The organism is Streptomyces anthophorae (assembly GCF_049310305.1).
GTDB lineage: Bacteria > Actinomycetota > Actinomycetes > Streptomycetales > Streptomycetaceae > Streptomyces.
The window spans coordinates 777242-792992 of record NZ_JBLWQQ010000001.1 but is presented as its reverse complement, the minus strand read 5'-3'; the positions used below and the strand labels follow the sequence as shown (position 1 = coordinate 792992).

General features: G+C 69.9%; 13 protein-coding genes. 9 read left to right on the top strand and 4 right to left on the bottom strand.

Annotation, left to right across the window (positions count from 1 at the left end; all coding sequences use genetic code 11):
- Positions 1-11: 11 nt before the first annotated feature.
- Genes ACNYS0_RS03455 through ACNYS0_RS03445 form a run of 3 tightly spaced genes read right to left on the bottom strand, consistent with a single transcriptional unit; the run spans position 12 to position 3127 of the window.
- Positions 12-803 (bottom strand): hypothetical protein, encoded by a 792-nt coding sequence (locus ACNYS0_RS03455; RefSeq protein WP_422471137.1) that lies wholly within the window; start codon positions 801-803, stop codon positions 12-14.
- 45 nt (positions 804-848) lie between these two features.
- Positions 849-2216, bottom strand: coding sequence for a DUF2254 domain-containing protein (locus tag ACNYS0_RS03450; protein ID WP_422471136.1), 1368 nt, complete (start codon positions 2214-2216; stop codon positions 849-851).
- Between the two features lie 41 nt (positions 2217-2257).
- The gene (locus ACNYS0_RS03445) at positions 2258-3127 is read right to left on the bottom strand and encodes an EamA family transporter (RefSeq protein ID WP_422471135.1); all 870 of its coding nucleotides are present in this window, start codon (positions 3125-3127) and stop codon (positions 2258-2260) included.
- A 70-nt stretch (positions 3128-3197) separates the two neighbouring features.
- On the opposite strand from ACNYS0_RS03445, the gene ACNYS0_RS03440 reads away from it, so the two are divergent.
- From ACNYS0_RS03440 to ACNYS0_RS03410, 7 genes are all read left to right on the top strand, one after another.
- Positions 3198-3737, top strand: coding sequence for a CGNR zinc finger domain-containing protein (locus ACNYS0_RS03440; protein ID WP_422471134.1), 540 nt, complete (start codon positions 3198-3200; stop codon positions 3735-3737).
- 66 nt (positions 3738-3803) lie between these two features.
- Positions 3804-4628 (top strand): DeoR/GlpR family DNA-binding transcription regulator, encoded by an 825-nt coding sequence (locus tag ACNYS0_RS03435; protein WP_422471133.1) that lies wholly within the window; start codon positions 3804-3806, stop codon positions 4626-4628.
- Positions 4629-4758: 130 nt separating this feature from the next.
- Complete coding sequence (locus ACNYS0_RS03430) at positions 4759-5868, top strand: zinc-binding dehydrogenase (protein ID WP_422471132.1); 1110 nt, start codon at positions 4759-4761, stop codon at positions 5866-5868.
- Positions 5865-7199, top strand: coding sequence for an MFS transporter (locus ACNYS0_RS03425; protein ID WP_422471131.1), 1335 nt, complete (start codon positions 5865-5867; stop codon positions 7197-7199). Before ACNYS0_RS03430 ends, ACNYS0_RS03425 begins: the two co-directional genes overlap by 4 nt.
- A 61-nt stretch (positions 7200-7260) precedes the next feature.
- Positions 7261-9009 (top strand): dihydroxyacetone kinase family protein, encoded by a 1749-nt coding sequence (locus ACNYS0_RS03420; protein WP_422471130.1) that lies wholly within the window; start codon positions 7261-7263, stop codon positions 9007-9009.
- The gene (locus ACNYS0_RS03415) at positions 9006-9509 is read left to right on the top strand and encodes a ribose-5-phosphate isomerase (protein ID WP_422471129.1); all 504 of its coding nucleotides are present in this window, start codon (positions 9006-9008) and stop codon (positions 9507-9509) included. Before ACNYS0_RS03420 ends, ACNYS0_RS03415 begins: the two co-directional genes overlap by 4 nt.
- Positions 9510-9846: 337 nt before the next feature.
- Positions 9847-11451 (top strand): peptide ABC transporter substrate-binding protein, encoded by a 1605-nt coding sequence (locus ACNYS0_RS03410; RefSeq protein WP_422471128.1) that lies wholly within the window; start codon positions 9847-9849, stop codon positions 11449-11451.
- Here ACNYS0_RS03410 and ACNYS0_RS03405 read toward each other — a convergent pair.
- Entirely contained in the window at positions 11441-12205 is a 765-nt protein-coding gene (locus tag ACNYS0_RS03405; RefSeq protein ID WP_422471127.1) for a FadR/GntR family transcriptional regulator, read from the bottom strand. The two genes, ACNYS0_RS03410 and ACNYS0_RS03405, sit on opposite strands and share 11 nt — an antisense overlap.
- A 349-nt stretch (positions 12206-12554) precedes the next feature.
- Here ACNYS0_RS03405 and ACNYS0_RS03400 point away from each other — a divergent pair, with 349 nt between their 5' ends.
- Together ACNYS0_RS03400 and ACNYS0_RS03395 are read left to right on the top strand one after the other, a co-directional pair.
- The gene (locus ACNYS0_RS03400; protein WP_422471126.1) at positions 12555-14084 is read left to right on the top strand and encodes an AfsR/SARP family transcriptional regulator; all 1530 of its coding nucleotides are present in this window, start codon (positions 12555-12557) and stop codon (positions 14082-14084) included.
- 68 nt (positions 14085-14152) lie between these two features.
- Complete coding sequence (locus tag ACNYS0_RS03395; protein WP_422471125.1) at positions 14153-15748, top strand: peptide ABC transporter substrate-binding protein; 1596 nt, start codon at positions 14153-14155, stop codon at positions 15746-15748.
- Positions 15749-15751: the final 3 nt, after the last annotated feature.

Here is a 15751-nt window from a genome sequence, read left to right as displayed (position 1 = left end):
CTTCCGTTCCGTTACCTCGAATCCCGGTCTGCCTCACCGGGAGGCTCCTCGGGCGCCAGGTTGTGCTTGCCCGCGAGCAGTTCCTGCACCGCGACCTTCTTTTGGTTGATGGGCGTCCACCACCGGGCCTCCCGCCTTCGGGAGGCAACGGCCTTTCGGGAACCGGGCGCATAGCGTGCCCGGCCCCACGGGGAGTTCGGCCGGGCCAGACGGATGGCGCCCACCACGAGGAACACGTTGATGAACACGCCGATCAAGCCGGTCCACAACTTGCCCTTGAGCAGCGTGATCACGGCGAGAGAGGCCTGGAGCAACCAGAAGACGACGGAGACCGCCATGGACGTGCCGTCGCCGAGATCGGTCTTCGCACTGATCAGCGGCACCGGACGGAATCCCATGAGCATCAGACTGATGGTCGCCACGGCGACGAAGATGGCCTCGACGGAGGCGCGCCCCTCACGCTGCCAATAGACATCACGCAGATGCAGGATGAGCGCGAACTCGTCGAGCACCAGAGCCGCCCCGATGCCGAAGAGGGCGGCCAGGGACGACTGCACCGCCGGGGTGGGGGTGCGCACGGCGACCAGGCCCACGCCGCCGAGCAGCATGAACACCACACCGAAGACGACGTGATGGATGTGCAGGCCGCCCGGCGTCACATTGCCGGGCCACCACCGGACCTGGGCCCGGATCATGCGCACGCTGAACCGGATGAACCCGAACGTGAGGATGAACGCCGCCAGCAGACAGAACAGCGGGAGCTGCCCCTGGTCGACGATCTCACGCGTGAACCACGACCCCACGGCCCCTCCTTTCGGACGACGGCACGGCTGACGGAGTGTGCGCGGTCACCCGATCCCCTGCCGGTCCGGAACCGCGGCGAAGAGCCGTCGCTCGGGGTCGGGGAAGGTGTGTTCCACGTGCTGCGCCAGGCGTTTGCGGTAGCCCGTCACCACCGCGCGGCGCTCGGGCGGGGCGAGGACCTCCAGGTCCCGCAGGAGAGCGGCGAATCGTCGTGTCACCTGCGGCGCGGGGCCGCAGTGCAGGAGCATCTCCTCGCACCCCAGGACCACCAGGTCGTCCCACGAAGGAGCGATTTCGACCAGCCGGACGACGCCTGCCCTGTCCCGGTGCTCGATGTTTCCCCACGGCACGCGCACGCAGGCGGTGAGGACGACCTGAATCCGGTCGAGCACCTGCACGGCGGTGGTGGGGTCGTTGACCGAACCGGACAGCGCCCGCAGCCCGATGTCCACGAGCTGCCGAAGACCGAAGGCCACATCCTCCGCCGAACCGCGCTCGCTGCCGGTGCGGATGTGCCGCCGAAATCGTTCCGGCCGGCGCACCGCCTCGTGCTCCGTTTCGTACACCGCGAAAAGCGGGCTGCCCGGCACGAGATAGTCCCCGGTGCGGGCCAGCAAGCGCAGTCGGCACTTACTCCTGGCCGCTTCCCTGACCATCGCCTTCCTGTGGAATCCGATCAGTACGCCCGGGAGTGACGCATGAAGCACCTCGTGTTCCGCGGCGCGGTCCTCCTCGTGCGACGGATCCTGTGCCCTGCTCAGCCCCTGGACCAGGCGCACGCTCTTGAGCGTTTCTCGCATGAGCAGGTCGATGACCTCGGTCAAGCGCATGAGACGCAGTGTGTGCTGCACGTAGGCGATGAAGGCGAGAATGCAGCAGGTCACCAGGACCATGGTGAAGAAGCCGGAGAGGAACGGGACGAAGACGTCCTTCCGGCCCTGCTGGTCCTCGACACGCAATGACAGATACCGCACCACGAGCGTGTAGAAGAAAGTCCCCAGAAAGAGCGCCAGGGCGGTTTTCGTCACCCGGCTCTGCATGAACAGACGCACCACGCGCGGTGTGAGGTTCTCGGCGGCCATCTGAACCGCCACCAGGGTCAGGGAGAAGACCACGCCGATGAAGGTGAGCATGGGTGGCCCGACCGATTCGATGACCGCCCGGCTCGGATCGCGGAATGCCTGGAAGTCCGGATCGTTCGCGAGCGAGGACACCGAGGACAGGGCCTGGTCGATTTCGGTGGTGACGATTCCCCAGATGCCACCCGCAAGAAATCCCAGCAGCGGTACGAGCAGGGAGAACCGTGGCACACGAGAAGTCGCGTTGAGCCGCCATTTCTGCGGCCGCATCACCTGCCTCCTGCCCCTGTCGAAAACCAAAGCCAGCCGGTTTCCGAAACGTATCCTGGGCAAGATGGGGCCGCACATCGGAATGGGGGCCGGGCTTCAGCACTTCACCGGGCGGCCCTCCGCACCGACCACACTCCCGCCGCGACGATCAGCCCGGCCGCCCCCAACTGCCGCCCGGTCAACTCCTCGTCCAGCAGCGCGAAACCGACCCCCGCCGCCACCGCGGGGCTCAGCGCGAGCAGCACACCAAAGGCCCGGGCGTCGATGCGCCGCAGCACCGTCATGTCCAGCGCGTACGGGATCAGCGAGGACAGCAGTGCCACGAGAAGCCCGGTGAACAGGACGGACGGGTGGGCCGCCACCCGGTCGCCGTCCGTGACGGCGGTGACCGGGGTCAGCACGCACGCGCCGACGGCCAGCGCCAGCGTCAGTCCCGTCCAATCGGGGAACAGGTGGCCGACCCGCCGGCTCAGGACCACGTACGCGGCCCGGCACACCCCCGCGGCCCCGCCCAGGACAAGCCCGGCCGCGGGCAGCGAGGCGCCCGGGGCCGCCAGCAGCAGGACGCCCGCCAGGGCCAGCAGGCCCACCACGAGGTGCTCGATCCGGCGGGACAGCGCGATCGACAGGGCCAGCGGGCCGAGCAGTTCGAGCGTCGCGGCCACGCCGATCGGAAGTCGGCCGATGGCCTGGAAGTAGGCCAGGTTCATGGCCGCGAGGACAAGGCCGAGCGCGCCGGCCGCGCGCCACTGAGCTGCCGTGATCCCCCGCAGCCGGGGCCGGACGAGCAGCCAGAGGATCACGGCGGCGAAGCACAGCCGCATACCGGCCAGCGCCGTGGGCCCCACGGCGGCGTACGCGCCCTTCGCCACGGCGGAACCCACCTGGAGGCTGGCGATCTGGGTGAGCATCAGCGCCGGTGCCACCGCCGCGCCCCGCGACCGCGGGCGTGGACCCTCCACCGTCGTGTCCATCCGCGTCCTCCGCACGCTCGGTGCCGGCGCCTTCGGCACGGCCCGCGACACACGGTGCTGTAATGCCCTTATGCACTTCAACCATTACGGCGGTGAGGCCGCCCGGCTCGCGGCGGACCTGGTCAACCTGACGGAGCCACCACACCCCGAGAGCCTGGAGACACTGCTCGCCGCGCACGGCGTCGTGCACCGCGCACTCACCACCGCGCAGACCGAGTCGATCTGGAACTGGAGCAGGCGCCTGGCCGTGTGCTTCGGGCGGCAGGACCTCGAAGAGCGGTGCCACGCGGTCAACGAACTGCTCGCCGACGCGTCGAGCAGCCCCCGGATCTCCCTGCACGACGGGCGCCCCCACCTGCACTACAGCGCGATCGGCGCCGACGCGGCCGCACACATCCGCGCCGTCACCGCCGCCGGACTCGCCTACGTGATCTGTTCCGCCGACGCCGGCCGACTGGGCCGCTGCGCACGCCGGAACTGCGCCCTGGCCTTCGTCGACACCTCCCGGGGTGGCCGCCGAACCTACTGCTCGGTGCGCTGCGCCAACAACGACGCCGTGGCACGGCACCGCGAGCGCGGTCAGGCATCACAAGGCAGAACACATTCCTAACACGAGGGGTGTTGTGTTTGAGGGGTTCGCTGTTAGCTTGTCGGTCAGTGGCAGGAAGGAAACGCCGTGAGCACCGATGAACTCCCCACGGGATCAGCAGAGTTGCTGAACCCGCAGGCGCGCCAGGAGCGCATCCGCGACCGGGTGCTCGAGCTGGGCTCGGCCCGCATCGAGGACCTGGCGCGGGAGCTGGGGGTCAGCGTGATGACCATCCACCGCGACCTGGACCGCCTCGCCGACGAGGGCTGGCTCCGCAAGACGCGCGGGGCGGCCACGGCCCAGCAGTCCGTGCTCTTCGAGAGCAACGTCCGCTACCGGACGACGCAGCAGGGCGAGGCGAAGAAGGCGCTGGCCGGCGCCGCCCTGGAGCACATCGACCGCGGTCAGGCGATCCTGCTGGACGACAGCACCACTTCGCTCGCCCTCGCCCGCGCGCTGCCCGAGAGCGGTTCGCTCACCGTCATCACCAACTTCCTCGCCATCGTCAACGCGCTGGCCGGGCGCCCCGGCATCGAGCTGATCTCCCTCGGTGGCAGCTACGACCCGCACTACGACGCCTTCCAGGGCATGGCGACCTGCGACCACATCAAACCCCTGCGCGCCGACACCGTGTTCATCTCGACGTCGGCGGTCGCGGACGGCCACTGCTACCACCAGTCGCAGGAGGCGATCCTGGTCAAGCGGGCGCTCCTGGAGGCCGCCCAGCGCAGGATCCTGCTCGTCGACCACACCAAGTTCCGGAAACGGGCGCTGCACCGGGTCGCCCCGCTCTCCGACTTCGACCTCGTGATCGTCGACGAGCGCATCTCCGCGGCCGAACTGGAGGCGCTGCGCGAGGACGGTGTCACCGTGCAGGTCGCCGCCCTGAGCCAAGGCACCGCCGAGGCCTGATCCGGCCCGGGTCCCGACCCACCGGAACACCCGCACAACCACCGCGAACCCACCGGATCCACCCCCACACGGATCCGTGTCCCCAACCGCATCTCATCTGCGCAAGAGCCGACTGCCAATGGAGGTAGTAGTGATCAGTGTGCCGAAGCGAATGCAGGCCGTGGTCGTCCACGGGCCCGAGGACTATCGACTCGAAGAGGTCGATGTCCCGACGCCGGGACCCGGCGAACTGCTGTTGCGGACCGAGGCGGTGGGGGTGTGCGCGAGCGACCTCAAGTGCTACCACGGCGCCCCCAAGTTCTGGGGCGACGAGAACCGTCCTGCCTGGGCCCAGCGCGGCATCATCCCCGGTCACGAGTTCGTGGGCGTGGTGGCCGCGGGTGCGGACGCCGCCCTCGCGGCCCACGGCGTGCAGGTCGGTGACCGCATCGCCTGCGAGCAGATCGTGCCGTGCGAGGAGTGCCGCTACTGTCGGCGCGGTCAGTACTGGATGTGCGGCCCGCACGACATGTTCGGCTTCCGCAACCACCACGGCGCCATGGCGCAGTACATGGTGATTCCGCCCAACGCCCGCGCCCACAAGGTCTCGCACGATCTGAAGCCGCACCACGCCGCGTACGCGGAGCCGCTCTCCTGCGCCCTGCACGCCGTGGAGCGCGCCGACATCCACTTCGAGGACGTCGTCGTGGTCGCCGGCTGCGGCCCCATCGGCCTGGGCCTCATCGCGGGTGCGCGGCAGAAGAACCCGCTCAAGATCATCGCGCTCGACCTGGACGACAACAAGCTCGAACTGGGCCGCCGCACGGGCGCCGACATCGTCCTCAACCCCGCCAAGGAAGACGTCGTCGCCCGCGTCAAGGAGCTGACCGACGGCTACGGCGCCGACGTCTACCTCGAGGGCACCGGCGCCACGCCCGCCGTCGCGCAGGGCCTCAACCTGCTGCGCAAGCTGGGCACGTACGTCGAGTACTCGGTCTTCGGCTCGGACGTCACGGTCGACTGGTCGATCATCTCCGACGACAAGGAACTCGACGTCCGCGGCGCCCACTTGGGCCCGCACTGCTGGCCCGCCGCGATCCGTCTCCTGGAGGAGGGCAAGGTGCCGGTCGACGACATCTGCACCCACCAGTTCGGTCTGCGCGACTTCCAGAAGGCGCTCGACCTGGTCGCCGACACCTCCGGCGCCTCCGTGAAGGTGTCGATCCTGCCCAACGCCGAGGCCGACGGGGTGATCGCGTGACGGCCGCGGCCGCCGGGGCCGCGCAGGCCCACGAGACCCGGCTCGACCGCATGGGCATACCCCACTCGCTGCGCTGGGGCTTCGTCGCCGTCCTGGTCTTCATGACAGGCAACGGCACCGAGTCCAACTTCATCGCCCCGCACATCGAGCACGTCCTGGGCAGCACCACCGCGACGGCCAGCACCATCATCTCCATGTACGGCGTGTCCGTACTGGTCGGCAGCTACCTCTCCGGCGCCCTCACCGACCTGTGGGGCCCCCGCCGGGTCATGCTCCTTGGCACCGCCGTGTGGGTCGTCTTCGAGGTGCTGTTCCTCGCGGGCCTCGCCGCCGGCAGCATGCCGATGGTCTTCCTCACCTACTTCCTGCGCGGCTTCGGCTATCCGCTGTTCGCCTTCGCCTTCCTGGTGTGGGTGAACCTGGTGTCGCCGAAGGAGCGCAACGGCGCCGCGGTCGGCTGGTTCTACGTCATGTTCACCGGCGGACTGCCCACGCTGGGCTCGCTGTTCGCACTCGGCATGATCCCGGCGTTCGGCGGCTCGACCGGCGGCGAGACCGGCGCCATGGCGGCCTCCACCGCCCTGGTGGTCATCGGCTTCCTGATCGCCCGGTTCGCCGTCAAGGAGCCGCACGGCTCGCAGCGGGTGGCCCCGGCCGACAAGACCTCCTTCGAAGTCCTGTCCGCCGGGCTGCGCCTGACGGCGCGTCAGCCCAAGGTCCTGATGGGTTTCCTCGTCCGGCTGATCAACACCGCGCCCCAGTACGGCATGTTCATCATCCTGCCGGGCGTCATCGCGGACGACCGTGGCTGGGGACAGAGCCGCTGGCTCACCATGACCGTCCTCGTCTACGCGACGAACATCCTCGTCAACGCCCTGTTCGGCGCCATCGGAGACCGCTGGGGCTGGCGCCGCACCGTGCAGTGGTTCGGTGTGTTCGGCTCCTCCGTCGGGCTGCTCGCCTGGTGGTACGTGCCGCAGCTGGTGCCCGCGGGGTCCACCTGGGGCTTCTGGGTGTCCGTCGTCGCGGGCTGCGTGTTCGGCTGCCTGCTCGCCGGGTTCGTGCCGATGGGCGCGATCATGCCGGCGCTGGTGCCCGCGGAGTTCAAGGGCGCGGCCATGGCCATGTACACCACGGCGGCCGGTGGTGCCTCGTTCCTCGGCTCGGCGGTGGTCGCCGCCGTGCTGTCGGCCGGCCTCGGCAACGCCGGAGTGGTGTGGGCGTTCGTCGTGCTGTACGGCGCGGCCTTCGTGATGGTGTCGTTCCTCAACGTGCGTCAGAGCGAAGCGAGTTCGCAGGAGGAGCGGGCCGGGGCCGTCATGGCCCGCTGAGCCCGCAGGCCCGACAGCGCACCGTCGCGACGCACCGTAGTAGTTCTTGGAGGTACCCCTCGTGACCAGACTCTTCGACGACCCGGCGAACTTCGCCGAGGACCAGCTGGCCGGCTTTCTCGACCTGTACGCGGACCGGTTGCGCGGCGTACCCGGAGGCGTCGTCGCACACCGCGGCGAGCGCCCCCAGGTGGCGGTCGTCATCGGCGGCGGATCGGGACACTACCCGGCCTTCTGCGGAACGGTCGGCCCTGGCATGGCCCACGGCGCCGTGGTGGGCAACATCTTCACCTCGCCGTCGGCGACCCAGGTCTACTCGGTGGCGAAGGCCGCCGACCAGGGCAGAGGCGTGATCCTCAGCTTCGGCAACTACGCCGGGGACGTGCTGAACTTCCGGATCGCCGCGGAGCGGCTGTGCGCCGAGGGCATCGACACCCGGATCGTGATCGTCACCGACGACGTGGCGTCCGCCGAGGAAGCGGGCAAACGCCGGGGCATCGCGGGCGACTTCACGGTCTTCAAGGTCATGGGCGCGGCGGCCGCCGAGGGCCTCGACCTCGACGAAGTGGAACGCCTCGGCCACGCCGCCAACGCCGCGACGCGCAGCCTCGGCGTGGCCTTCTCCGGCTGCACACTGCCGGGCGCGGGGGAGCCGCTCTTCGAGGTGCCCGAGGGACACCTCGGCCTCGGCCTCGGCATCCACGGCGAACCGGGCATCGAGGACGTCCCGATGCTGAAGGCCGACGAGCTGGCGGCGCTCCTCGTGGAACGCCTCCTCCAGGAGACACCTGCCTCCGCCGACCACCGGGTGGGCGCGATCCTCAACGGCCTCGGTGCCACCAAGTACGAGGAACTCTTCCTCCTCTGGGGCCGGGTGTCCGCACGGCTCCGGGAGCGCGGCATCGAGGTCGTCGACCCCGAGGTCGGCGAGCTGGTGACCAGCCTCGACATGGGCGGCTGCTCGCTCACCCTGATGTGGCTGGACGAGGATCTGGAGCCGCGCTGGCGCGCCGACGCCTACACCCCGGCGTACCGCAAGGCACGCGCACCGCTGTCCGGCCTGCGAGCCTCCGACGCGACCGGCGGAGCGGCATCGGTCACCGAGATCCCCCAAGCGTCGCCCGCCGCCCGCGAGTTGGCCGACGGAGTGCGCGCGGCGCTGTCGACCATCCACCGCACCATGGTGGACAACGAGGAGGAGCTGGGCCGCATCGACGCGGTCGCCGGTGACGGGGACCACGGCCGCGGCATGGTCCGCGGCGCCCGGTTCGCCGCCGAGCGTGCCGAGCGGGCGAGCCGGGACGCCGGCGCCGGATGGCTGCTGCGGCAGGCGGGCCAGTCCTGGGCCGAGTACGCGGGCGGCACATCGGGCGTCCTGTGGGGCGCGGCGCTGGAAGCGTTCGGACGCGCACTGGACGACGAGGCGGACGCGTACACGGCGGCCGATGTCACCACTGGCGTACGGGCGTTCACCGAGGCCATCGGCGACCTGGGCCGGGCGGCGCCGGGCGACAAGACGATGCTCGACGCCCTGCTCCCGTTCGCCGACACACTGCAACGCGCGACGGACTCCGGCGCCGACCCGGCCGAGGCCTGGCGCACGGCGGCCGAGGCGGCGACCCACGCCGCCGAGTCGACCAAGGACCTGCGCCCCAAGGTGGGCCGGGCCCGCCCGCTCGCCGAGCGCAGCCTGGGCACTCCCGACGCGGGAGCGACCTCGCTGGCCCTGATCGTGACGGCACTGGCCAAGGAGCCGCACGTACAGGGGCAGGCGCACGAACCGAACCGACAAGGAGTGACAACGGCATGACGGACCGGCTGCGTCTGGTCGTCGGCTGCGACGACGCCGGCTTCGAGTACAAGGAACGCATCAAGGCCGACCTCCAGGCCGACGATCGCGTCTGCGAAGTGCTCGACGTCGGCGTGGAGGCCGACGGCACGACCGCCTACCCGCACATCGGCGTGGCCGCGGCCCGCCTCGTCGCCGAGGACCGGGCCGACCGCGCCCTGCTCATCTGCGGCACGGGCCTCGGCGTGGCGATCTCCGCGAACAAGGTCCCCGGCATCCGCGCGGTGACCGCCCACGACGCGTACTCCGTGGAACGCTCGGTGAAGAGCAACAACGCGCAAGTGCTGTGCATGGGCCAACGCGTGGTCGGCCTGGAACTGGCCCGCAAACTCGCCTCCGAGTGGCTGCAACACCGCTTCGACCCGACCAGCTCCTCGGCGGAGAAGGTGGCTGCGCTGAGCCGGTACGAGACGGATGCGGGTGGGGCGGCGGCGGAAGGGGTGGGCTTCACGGAGTGCTGAGGCGGCTTGGTGCCGACGTGACCGGCACACCGCTCGGGTGGCCTCCGATGGACGTCGAATGGACGTCCCCGCACGTCCCACCCCACCCGCGCTTCCGGCAATGAGCTGACGGTGCGTGACGCAACACCCCCTTCGCTGCCCTCTCCCGCCCGAGTCATCCGAAATCTTCCTCGCGGACAGTTGCCGGACTCGGGTCCTGCCACCGCAGGACACCGGGTGCGGGGGCGCCCGGCCGTCCTTGACGTGTCATCGGACGCCTCCCTACCGTCGCCGCCCGTTCACCAGATGTCGACGTGGCGGGGGCCCGGGCCCGTTCCGTCACCCGCGAGGAGCTTCGATGAGACGAACGCGCAGCGTCGGTGGTGCGGTGGCGGCCGCGGCCCTGGCCCTCTGTCTGGCTGCCTGTTCGGGCGGCTCCGGAGACTCGGACGGCACGGGCGGCGGAGCTGGGGGCAAGCACCTCACCATCGGCACCGCGGCGGAGGTGCCGCACCTGATCCCGAACAACGACCTCGGTGCGACCGGCATCCAGATCGAGTCCGCTCTGTGGGCGCCGCTCACGCAGGTCGATCCGAAGGACGGTCACCTGCGCAACGTGGTCGCCGACTCGATCAAGTCGAAGGACGCCAGGACCTGGACCATCAAGATCAAGCCGGGCTGGACGTTCACCAACGGCGACAAGCTCACCGCGAAATCCTTCGTGGACACGTGGAACTACACCGCGTACGCGCCGAACGGCTTCGCCAACAACGGCTTCTTCCAGCGGGTCGAGGGCTACGAGGCGCTCAACCCGGCGAAGGGCGAGCCCAAGCGTGACACGCTCTCCGGCCTGAAGGTCATCGACGACCTCACCTTCCAGGTGAAGCTGAAGAAGTCCTTTTCGCCCTACCCGACGACCCTCAGCTATCTCGGTGTCGCGGCGCTCGCTCCCGAGGTGCTGAAGGACCCGGGGAAGTACACCCACAAACCGATCGGCTACGGGGCCTACAAGCTGGACGGCGCCTGGAAGGCCGGGCAACCGGTCAAGCTGGTGCGCAACAAGGGCTACAAGGGCGGGAACGCCCCGGAGGCCGAGTCGATCACCTTCCGGTTCTTCGCCAACCCGGAGACCGCCTACAACGAGTTCCTGGCGGGGAACCTCGACTTCGCCCCACTGCCGGCCTCGAAGATCGACACGTACAAGCAAGAGGCCGCCGGCCGCTATCTGCGGACCAAGGCGGCCGTGGGAGTGGGCCATCTGGTCCTGCACGTCAACGTGAAGCCGTACGACAAGCTCAAGGTGCGCCGGGCCCTGTCCCTCGCCCTGGACCGCGCCGCTCTCGCCAAGGTCAAGCCCGGCACCGTCCCGTCGAAGTCCTTCACACCACCGAGCATCGCGGGCCATCGCGACAACACCTGCCCCGACTGCACCCTGAACGTGACCAAGGCGAAGAAGCTGCTGAGCGAGGCGGGCGGCTTCCCCGGAGCGCTGAAGATCTACTACGCCACCGACGACCCCGGCAGCCAGGTCTACGCGGAGGCGCTGGGCAACATGTGGCGCCAGAACCTCCACATCAAGGTCAAGTACGCGGGTCAGCCGGGAAGCGAGATCGGCAAGCTGGACGACGCGGGCAAGCTCGACGGCATCCGCATCCAGGGATGGGGCCACGACTACCCGTCGATCGAGGACTACCTCACCCCACTGTTCGCCTCCTACGGTGACATCAACACCGGCAACTACGACAACCCCGAGGTCGACAAGGGTCTTGAGAAGGCGAACGGCATCGCCGACCAGCAGCAGGCGATCAAGGCCTACCAGAAGGTGGAGGACATGGTCGCCGCGGACATGCCGGTGATCCCGCTGTCCCTGTCGCGCACCGTCTACCTGCACGCGCAGGGCGTCGAGCCGCTGAACTCCGCCTACGCGGGCGTCGACCCGATCAGGTCCACCTTCACCCGCTGATCCGGTCGGCGTGGCCCGGCCCCGCACCGTCCCGCCTCGTGGCCGGTGCGGGGCCGCTCGCGTCCTCGGGCGCGCCGACCGTCGGCATCAGCTCGCGCAACCAGCGTTCGGCCTGGGCCACATGTGCGTGGGCCGCGCAGGTCGCCGCTGCCGGATCGCGGTCGGCGATCGCCCGGGTCAGCTCCCGGTGGCCCTCGTCGCTGCGGCGCCGCAGGTCCGGGCCCTCGGGGAGAGTGAAGATCTGGTACTTGCGGGAGCGGGAGCGGAAGACCGAGATCAACGCGGCGAGCGTCGGGTTCGCGCCGATGCGTGCGATCTCGCAGTGGAAGTCGTGGTCGAGCGCCGAGGCCTTGTCCGGGTCCTCCGCCGACTCCATCGCTTCGACAAGGGTGTTGAGGATGTGCATGTCCTCGCTGGTGCGGCGTGCCGCCGCACGCGCCGCGGCGTGCCCCTCGAGCAGCCGCCGGATCTCGTACATCTCGAGCAGGCCGGCCAGTGGCAGCAGATCCACCGTGAGCGACAGGCTGCCGATCAGATCCTGCGGGCGCAGCCCGGAGACGTAGGTGCCGGAGCCGTGCCGGGGCTCGATCACCCCCAGTGCCGCGAGCATGCGTACCGCCTCCCGCAACGGGCCCCTGGAGACACCGAGTTCGGCGCACAGGTCGGCCTCGGCCGGTATCCGCTCACCGGGCCCCAGCCGCTCCGTGGCGATCATCCGGCGCAATCCATGGAACGCCTTCTCCACTGCCGACATCGGTTTCCTCCCCCTGAGCGCGGCGCGATCCGCTGGACATCCGGCATGGCGCCGACGTTCGGAGCACTGTAGTCAGCCGGTGAGTCATCGTATGACTTCAACTCCGGTCGATGGGCAGCACATTGAATACGGAGCAAGAGGGCTTGTGCGGGTGGCGGGCACCTGCCAAGATTCCCGCATTCATCATATGACTCCTTGGTCCAGAGTGAGTCACGAGTGATGACGCATGCGGTGGTCCGCTGCCCCGCGGGCGGTCGGAGCGCCGTGTCCTACCGGTACCGCCGCCGGTGTCGCCCGCGGCACCGGCGCGAGGCGCCGCGCCTGTCCGTCAGCAGGGAGGGAGTAGGGCATGGAAACGTTTGGCACCGGACGGCGGGACGTCGTGCGCTACGAGGTTCTCGGCCCGGTCCGTGCGCTGCGGGCGGGAACCGGGCTCCACCTCGGTACACCCCAGCAACTCGCCCTGCTCGCCGTGCTGTTGCTGCACGGCGGGCGGCCGGTGGAGCGGCACGAACTGGTGGCCGCCCTGTGGGGCGAGCGCCCTCCGACCGGCGCCCACGGGCTCCTGGCGACCTACGCGGCGCGCCTGCGCAAGGTCCTCGAACCCGACCGCCCGCGCCGCAGCTCACCTCGTGTCCTCGTCACCCACAACACCGCGTACGGGATCGAACTAGGGCGTGACGAGCTCGACCTGTGGCGCTTCGAGGACGCCGTGACCGAGGCGCGCGCGGCCCGCCGCCACCGCGACCTCGACGCCGCCCGGTCCGGGTACGAGCGGGCGCTGGCCGGATGGACAGGGGAGGAGGCCCTGGCGGGCGCGGCCGCCCCGTTCGTCGATGCCGAGCGGCTGCGGCTCGGTGAACTGCGCCTCAACGCCCGGCTCGAACATGCCGAAGTACTCCTGGAGGACGGGGCGTCCGAGGAGCCCATCGAGGTGCTGAGACCATTGGCCCGCGCCCACCCGCACCACGAGCGGCTGCACACCCTGCTGATGCTCGCCCTGCACCGGGGCGGCCGGACGGGGCAGGCGCTCGAGGTCTACCACGGCATCCGGCGGACTCTGGTCGGTGAGTTCGGTGTGCCGCCCGGCCCACGCCTGGCCCGTATGTACGAGCGGATCCTCGCCGCCGACCCCCGGCTGCTGCACCGCGTCGCCGATGCGGCCCTCGTTCCCGCCCAACTGCCGCGAGACCTGGCCGACTTCTCCGGGCGCGCGACCGAACTGGGTCGACTGCGGCACCTTCTGACCGCACATCACGGAACGGCGGCGGGGCCCAGTGTCCTGGTCACAGGGCCACCCGCCGTCGGCAAGTCGGCCCTCGCCGTGCGTGTGGCCCACCAGGTCGCGCCCCGCTTCCCGGACGGCCAGCTCTACGTGGAGCTCGGTGGCGCCACCGGGAGCCCGGCCGACCCCGCCGACGTGCTGGGTCGCCTCCTCGCCGACCTGGGCGTACCCGCCGCGGAACTTCCCGACGGGGCCGCGCACCGTGCGGCCCGCTTCCGCACCCTCACCGCGCGGCGCCGCCTGCTGATCCTGCTCGACGACGCCCATGACGAGGCGCAGGTCCGGCACTTGCTGCCGGGCGGCCCGGGCTGCGCGGTGCTGGTGACCAGCCGGTCGCGCCTCGCCACGCTGCCCGGACGGTCCGCCGTGCCGCTGTCCTATCTGCGCGAGGACGAGTCGCTGCGCATGCTGACCCGGATGGCCGGCGCCGATCGGGTCGCCGCGCAGCCGGCCGCGGCCCGGGCCCTGGCCCGCGTCTGTGCGGGGCGGCCACTGGCCGTTCGGAGGCTGGGCGCGCGGATCGCGGACGCGGGCGCGGCGGAACTCCCCTTACTGGCCAACTGGTCGGCCTCGCCTCGCCCACGCGCCGGCTGAGCCCCACCGGTCCTCGTCGCCGAGAGGCACCCGCAGTCCACACACCCCGAGACACCAAGGAGAAGCGCATGCGTCGATCTCGTCATGCGGCCCACGCCGTCACCGCCCTCGCGGTGGCCGTCGCCGCCAGTGCCTGTTCGTCCGGGAGCGGCTCCGACGACGGCGCCTCGGGCGGCAAGAAGTCCGTCGTCGTGGCCTCGAAGAACGAGATACCCGCCATCAACCCGGCCAAGGACAACAGCTCCACCAGCATCCAGCTGGCCTGGGCCATGTGGGCTCCGCTCACCGACCTCGACCGGAAGACCGGCAAACTGAAGTACGTCGTGGCCGACTCGGTCACCTCCAAGGACGCCAGGACCTGGACCATCAAGCTCAAGCCGGGCTGGACCTTCACCAACGGCGAGAAGCTGACCGCCAAGGCCTTCGTCGACACCTGGAACTACACGGCCTACGCCCCCCACGGCTACAAGAACAACGGTTTCTTCAGCCGCATCGAGGGCTACGACGATCTCAATCCGGCGAGCGGCAAGCCCAAGAAGACAACGATGTCGGGGCTGAAGGTGATCAACGACCTCACCTTCCGGGTCACGCTCGACAAGGCCTTCTCCCCGTACCCGACGACGCTGATGTATTACGGTTCCGTCGCGCTCGCCCCCGAGGTGCTCAAGGACCCCGACGCGTACGACCACAAGCCGATCGGCTACGGGCCGTACAAGCTCAAGTCCCAGTGGAAGGCCGGGCAGCCGGTCGTCATGGTCCGCAACAAGAAGTACCCGCTCAAGGGGCCGGACGCGGACCAGCTCACCTACCGGTTCTTCTCCAACCCGGAGACCGCCTACAACGAGTTCCTCGCGGGCAACGTCGACTACACCATCGTCCCCGACACCAAGGGAGACACCTACAAGAAGGACGCCCCCGGCAAGGGGGCCGTGTCCAAGGCCGCGGTCAACATGACCTACCTCGTTCCGCCGGTCAACTCCGGTCCGTACAAGGACCCGAAGGTGCGTCGCGCCCTCTCGCTCGCCCTGGACCGCAAGGCGCTCACCCGGCTGCGCGCGGGATCCTTCCCCGCCACCTCGTTCACCGCGCCCTCGCTGCCCGGTTACCGTGAACACACCTGTGACGCCTGCACGTTGGACGTCACCAAGGCCAAGCAGCTCCTGAAGCAGGCGGGTGGCTTCCCGGGCACGCTGAAGATGTACTACAACAGCGACGACCCCGGACAGCGGGTCTTCGCCGAGGCGCTGGGCAACATGTGGCGGCAGAACCTCGGCATCAAGGTTGCCTACGTCGGCAAGCCCGCCATCGACCTCAGCGCCCTGTTCAGCAAGGGCAAGGTCGACGGCATGTACCTGGGCGGCTGGGGCCACGACTACCCGTCCATCGAGGACTGGCTCACCCCCATCGTCGGCAGCCACGGCGATGTGAACGGCGCCCGCTACAGCAACCCCGCCCTCGACAAGCTGATCGACGAGGGCAACGCGCTCGCGGACCCGGATGCCGCCATCAAGAAGTACCAGGCCGCCGAGGACCTGGAGGCCGAGCAGATGCCCATGATCCCGCTGTACCACAAGCCGGACGCCTATCTGCACGCGCCCGGGGTCGAGCCGCTGGACTCCCCGTACGCCGGACTCAACCCGGTCTGGTCGACCGTCTCCCGCTGAACT

Excerpts from the sequence above, each read along its gene's own strand:
- ACNYS0_RS03445 (WP_422471135.1), bottom strand. The coding sequence starts at position 3,127 with ATGGACACGACGGTGGAGGGTCCACGCCCGCGGTCGCGGGGCGCGGCG.
- ACNYS0_RS03440 (WP_422471134.1), top strand. The coding sequence starts at position 3,198 with ATGCACTTCAACCATTACGGCGGTGAGGCCGCCCGGCTCGCGGCGGAC.
- ACNYS0_RS03415 (WP_422471129.1), top strand. The coding sequence starts at position 9,006 with ATGACGGACCGGCTGCGTCTGGTCGTCGGCTGCGACGACGCCGGCTTC.
- ACNYS0_RS03410 (WP_422471128.1), top strand. The coding sequence starts at position 9,847 with ATGAGACGAACGCGCAGCGTCGGTGGTGCGGTGGCGGCCGCGGCCCTG.
- ACNYS0_RS03405 (WP_422471127.1), bottom strand. The coding sequence starts at position 12,205 with ATGTCGGCAGTGGAGAAGGCGTTCCATGGATTGCGCCGGATGATCGCC.
- ACNYS0_RS03400 (WP_422471126.1), top strand. The coding sequence starts at position 12,555 with ATGGAAACGTTTGGCACCGGACGGCGGGACGTCGTGCGCTACGAGGTT.
- ACNYS0_RS03395 (WP_422471125.1), top strand. The coding sequence starts at position 14,153 with ATGCGTCGATCTCGTCATGCGGCCCACGCCGTCACCGCCCTCGCGGTG.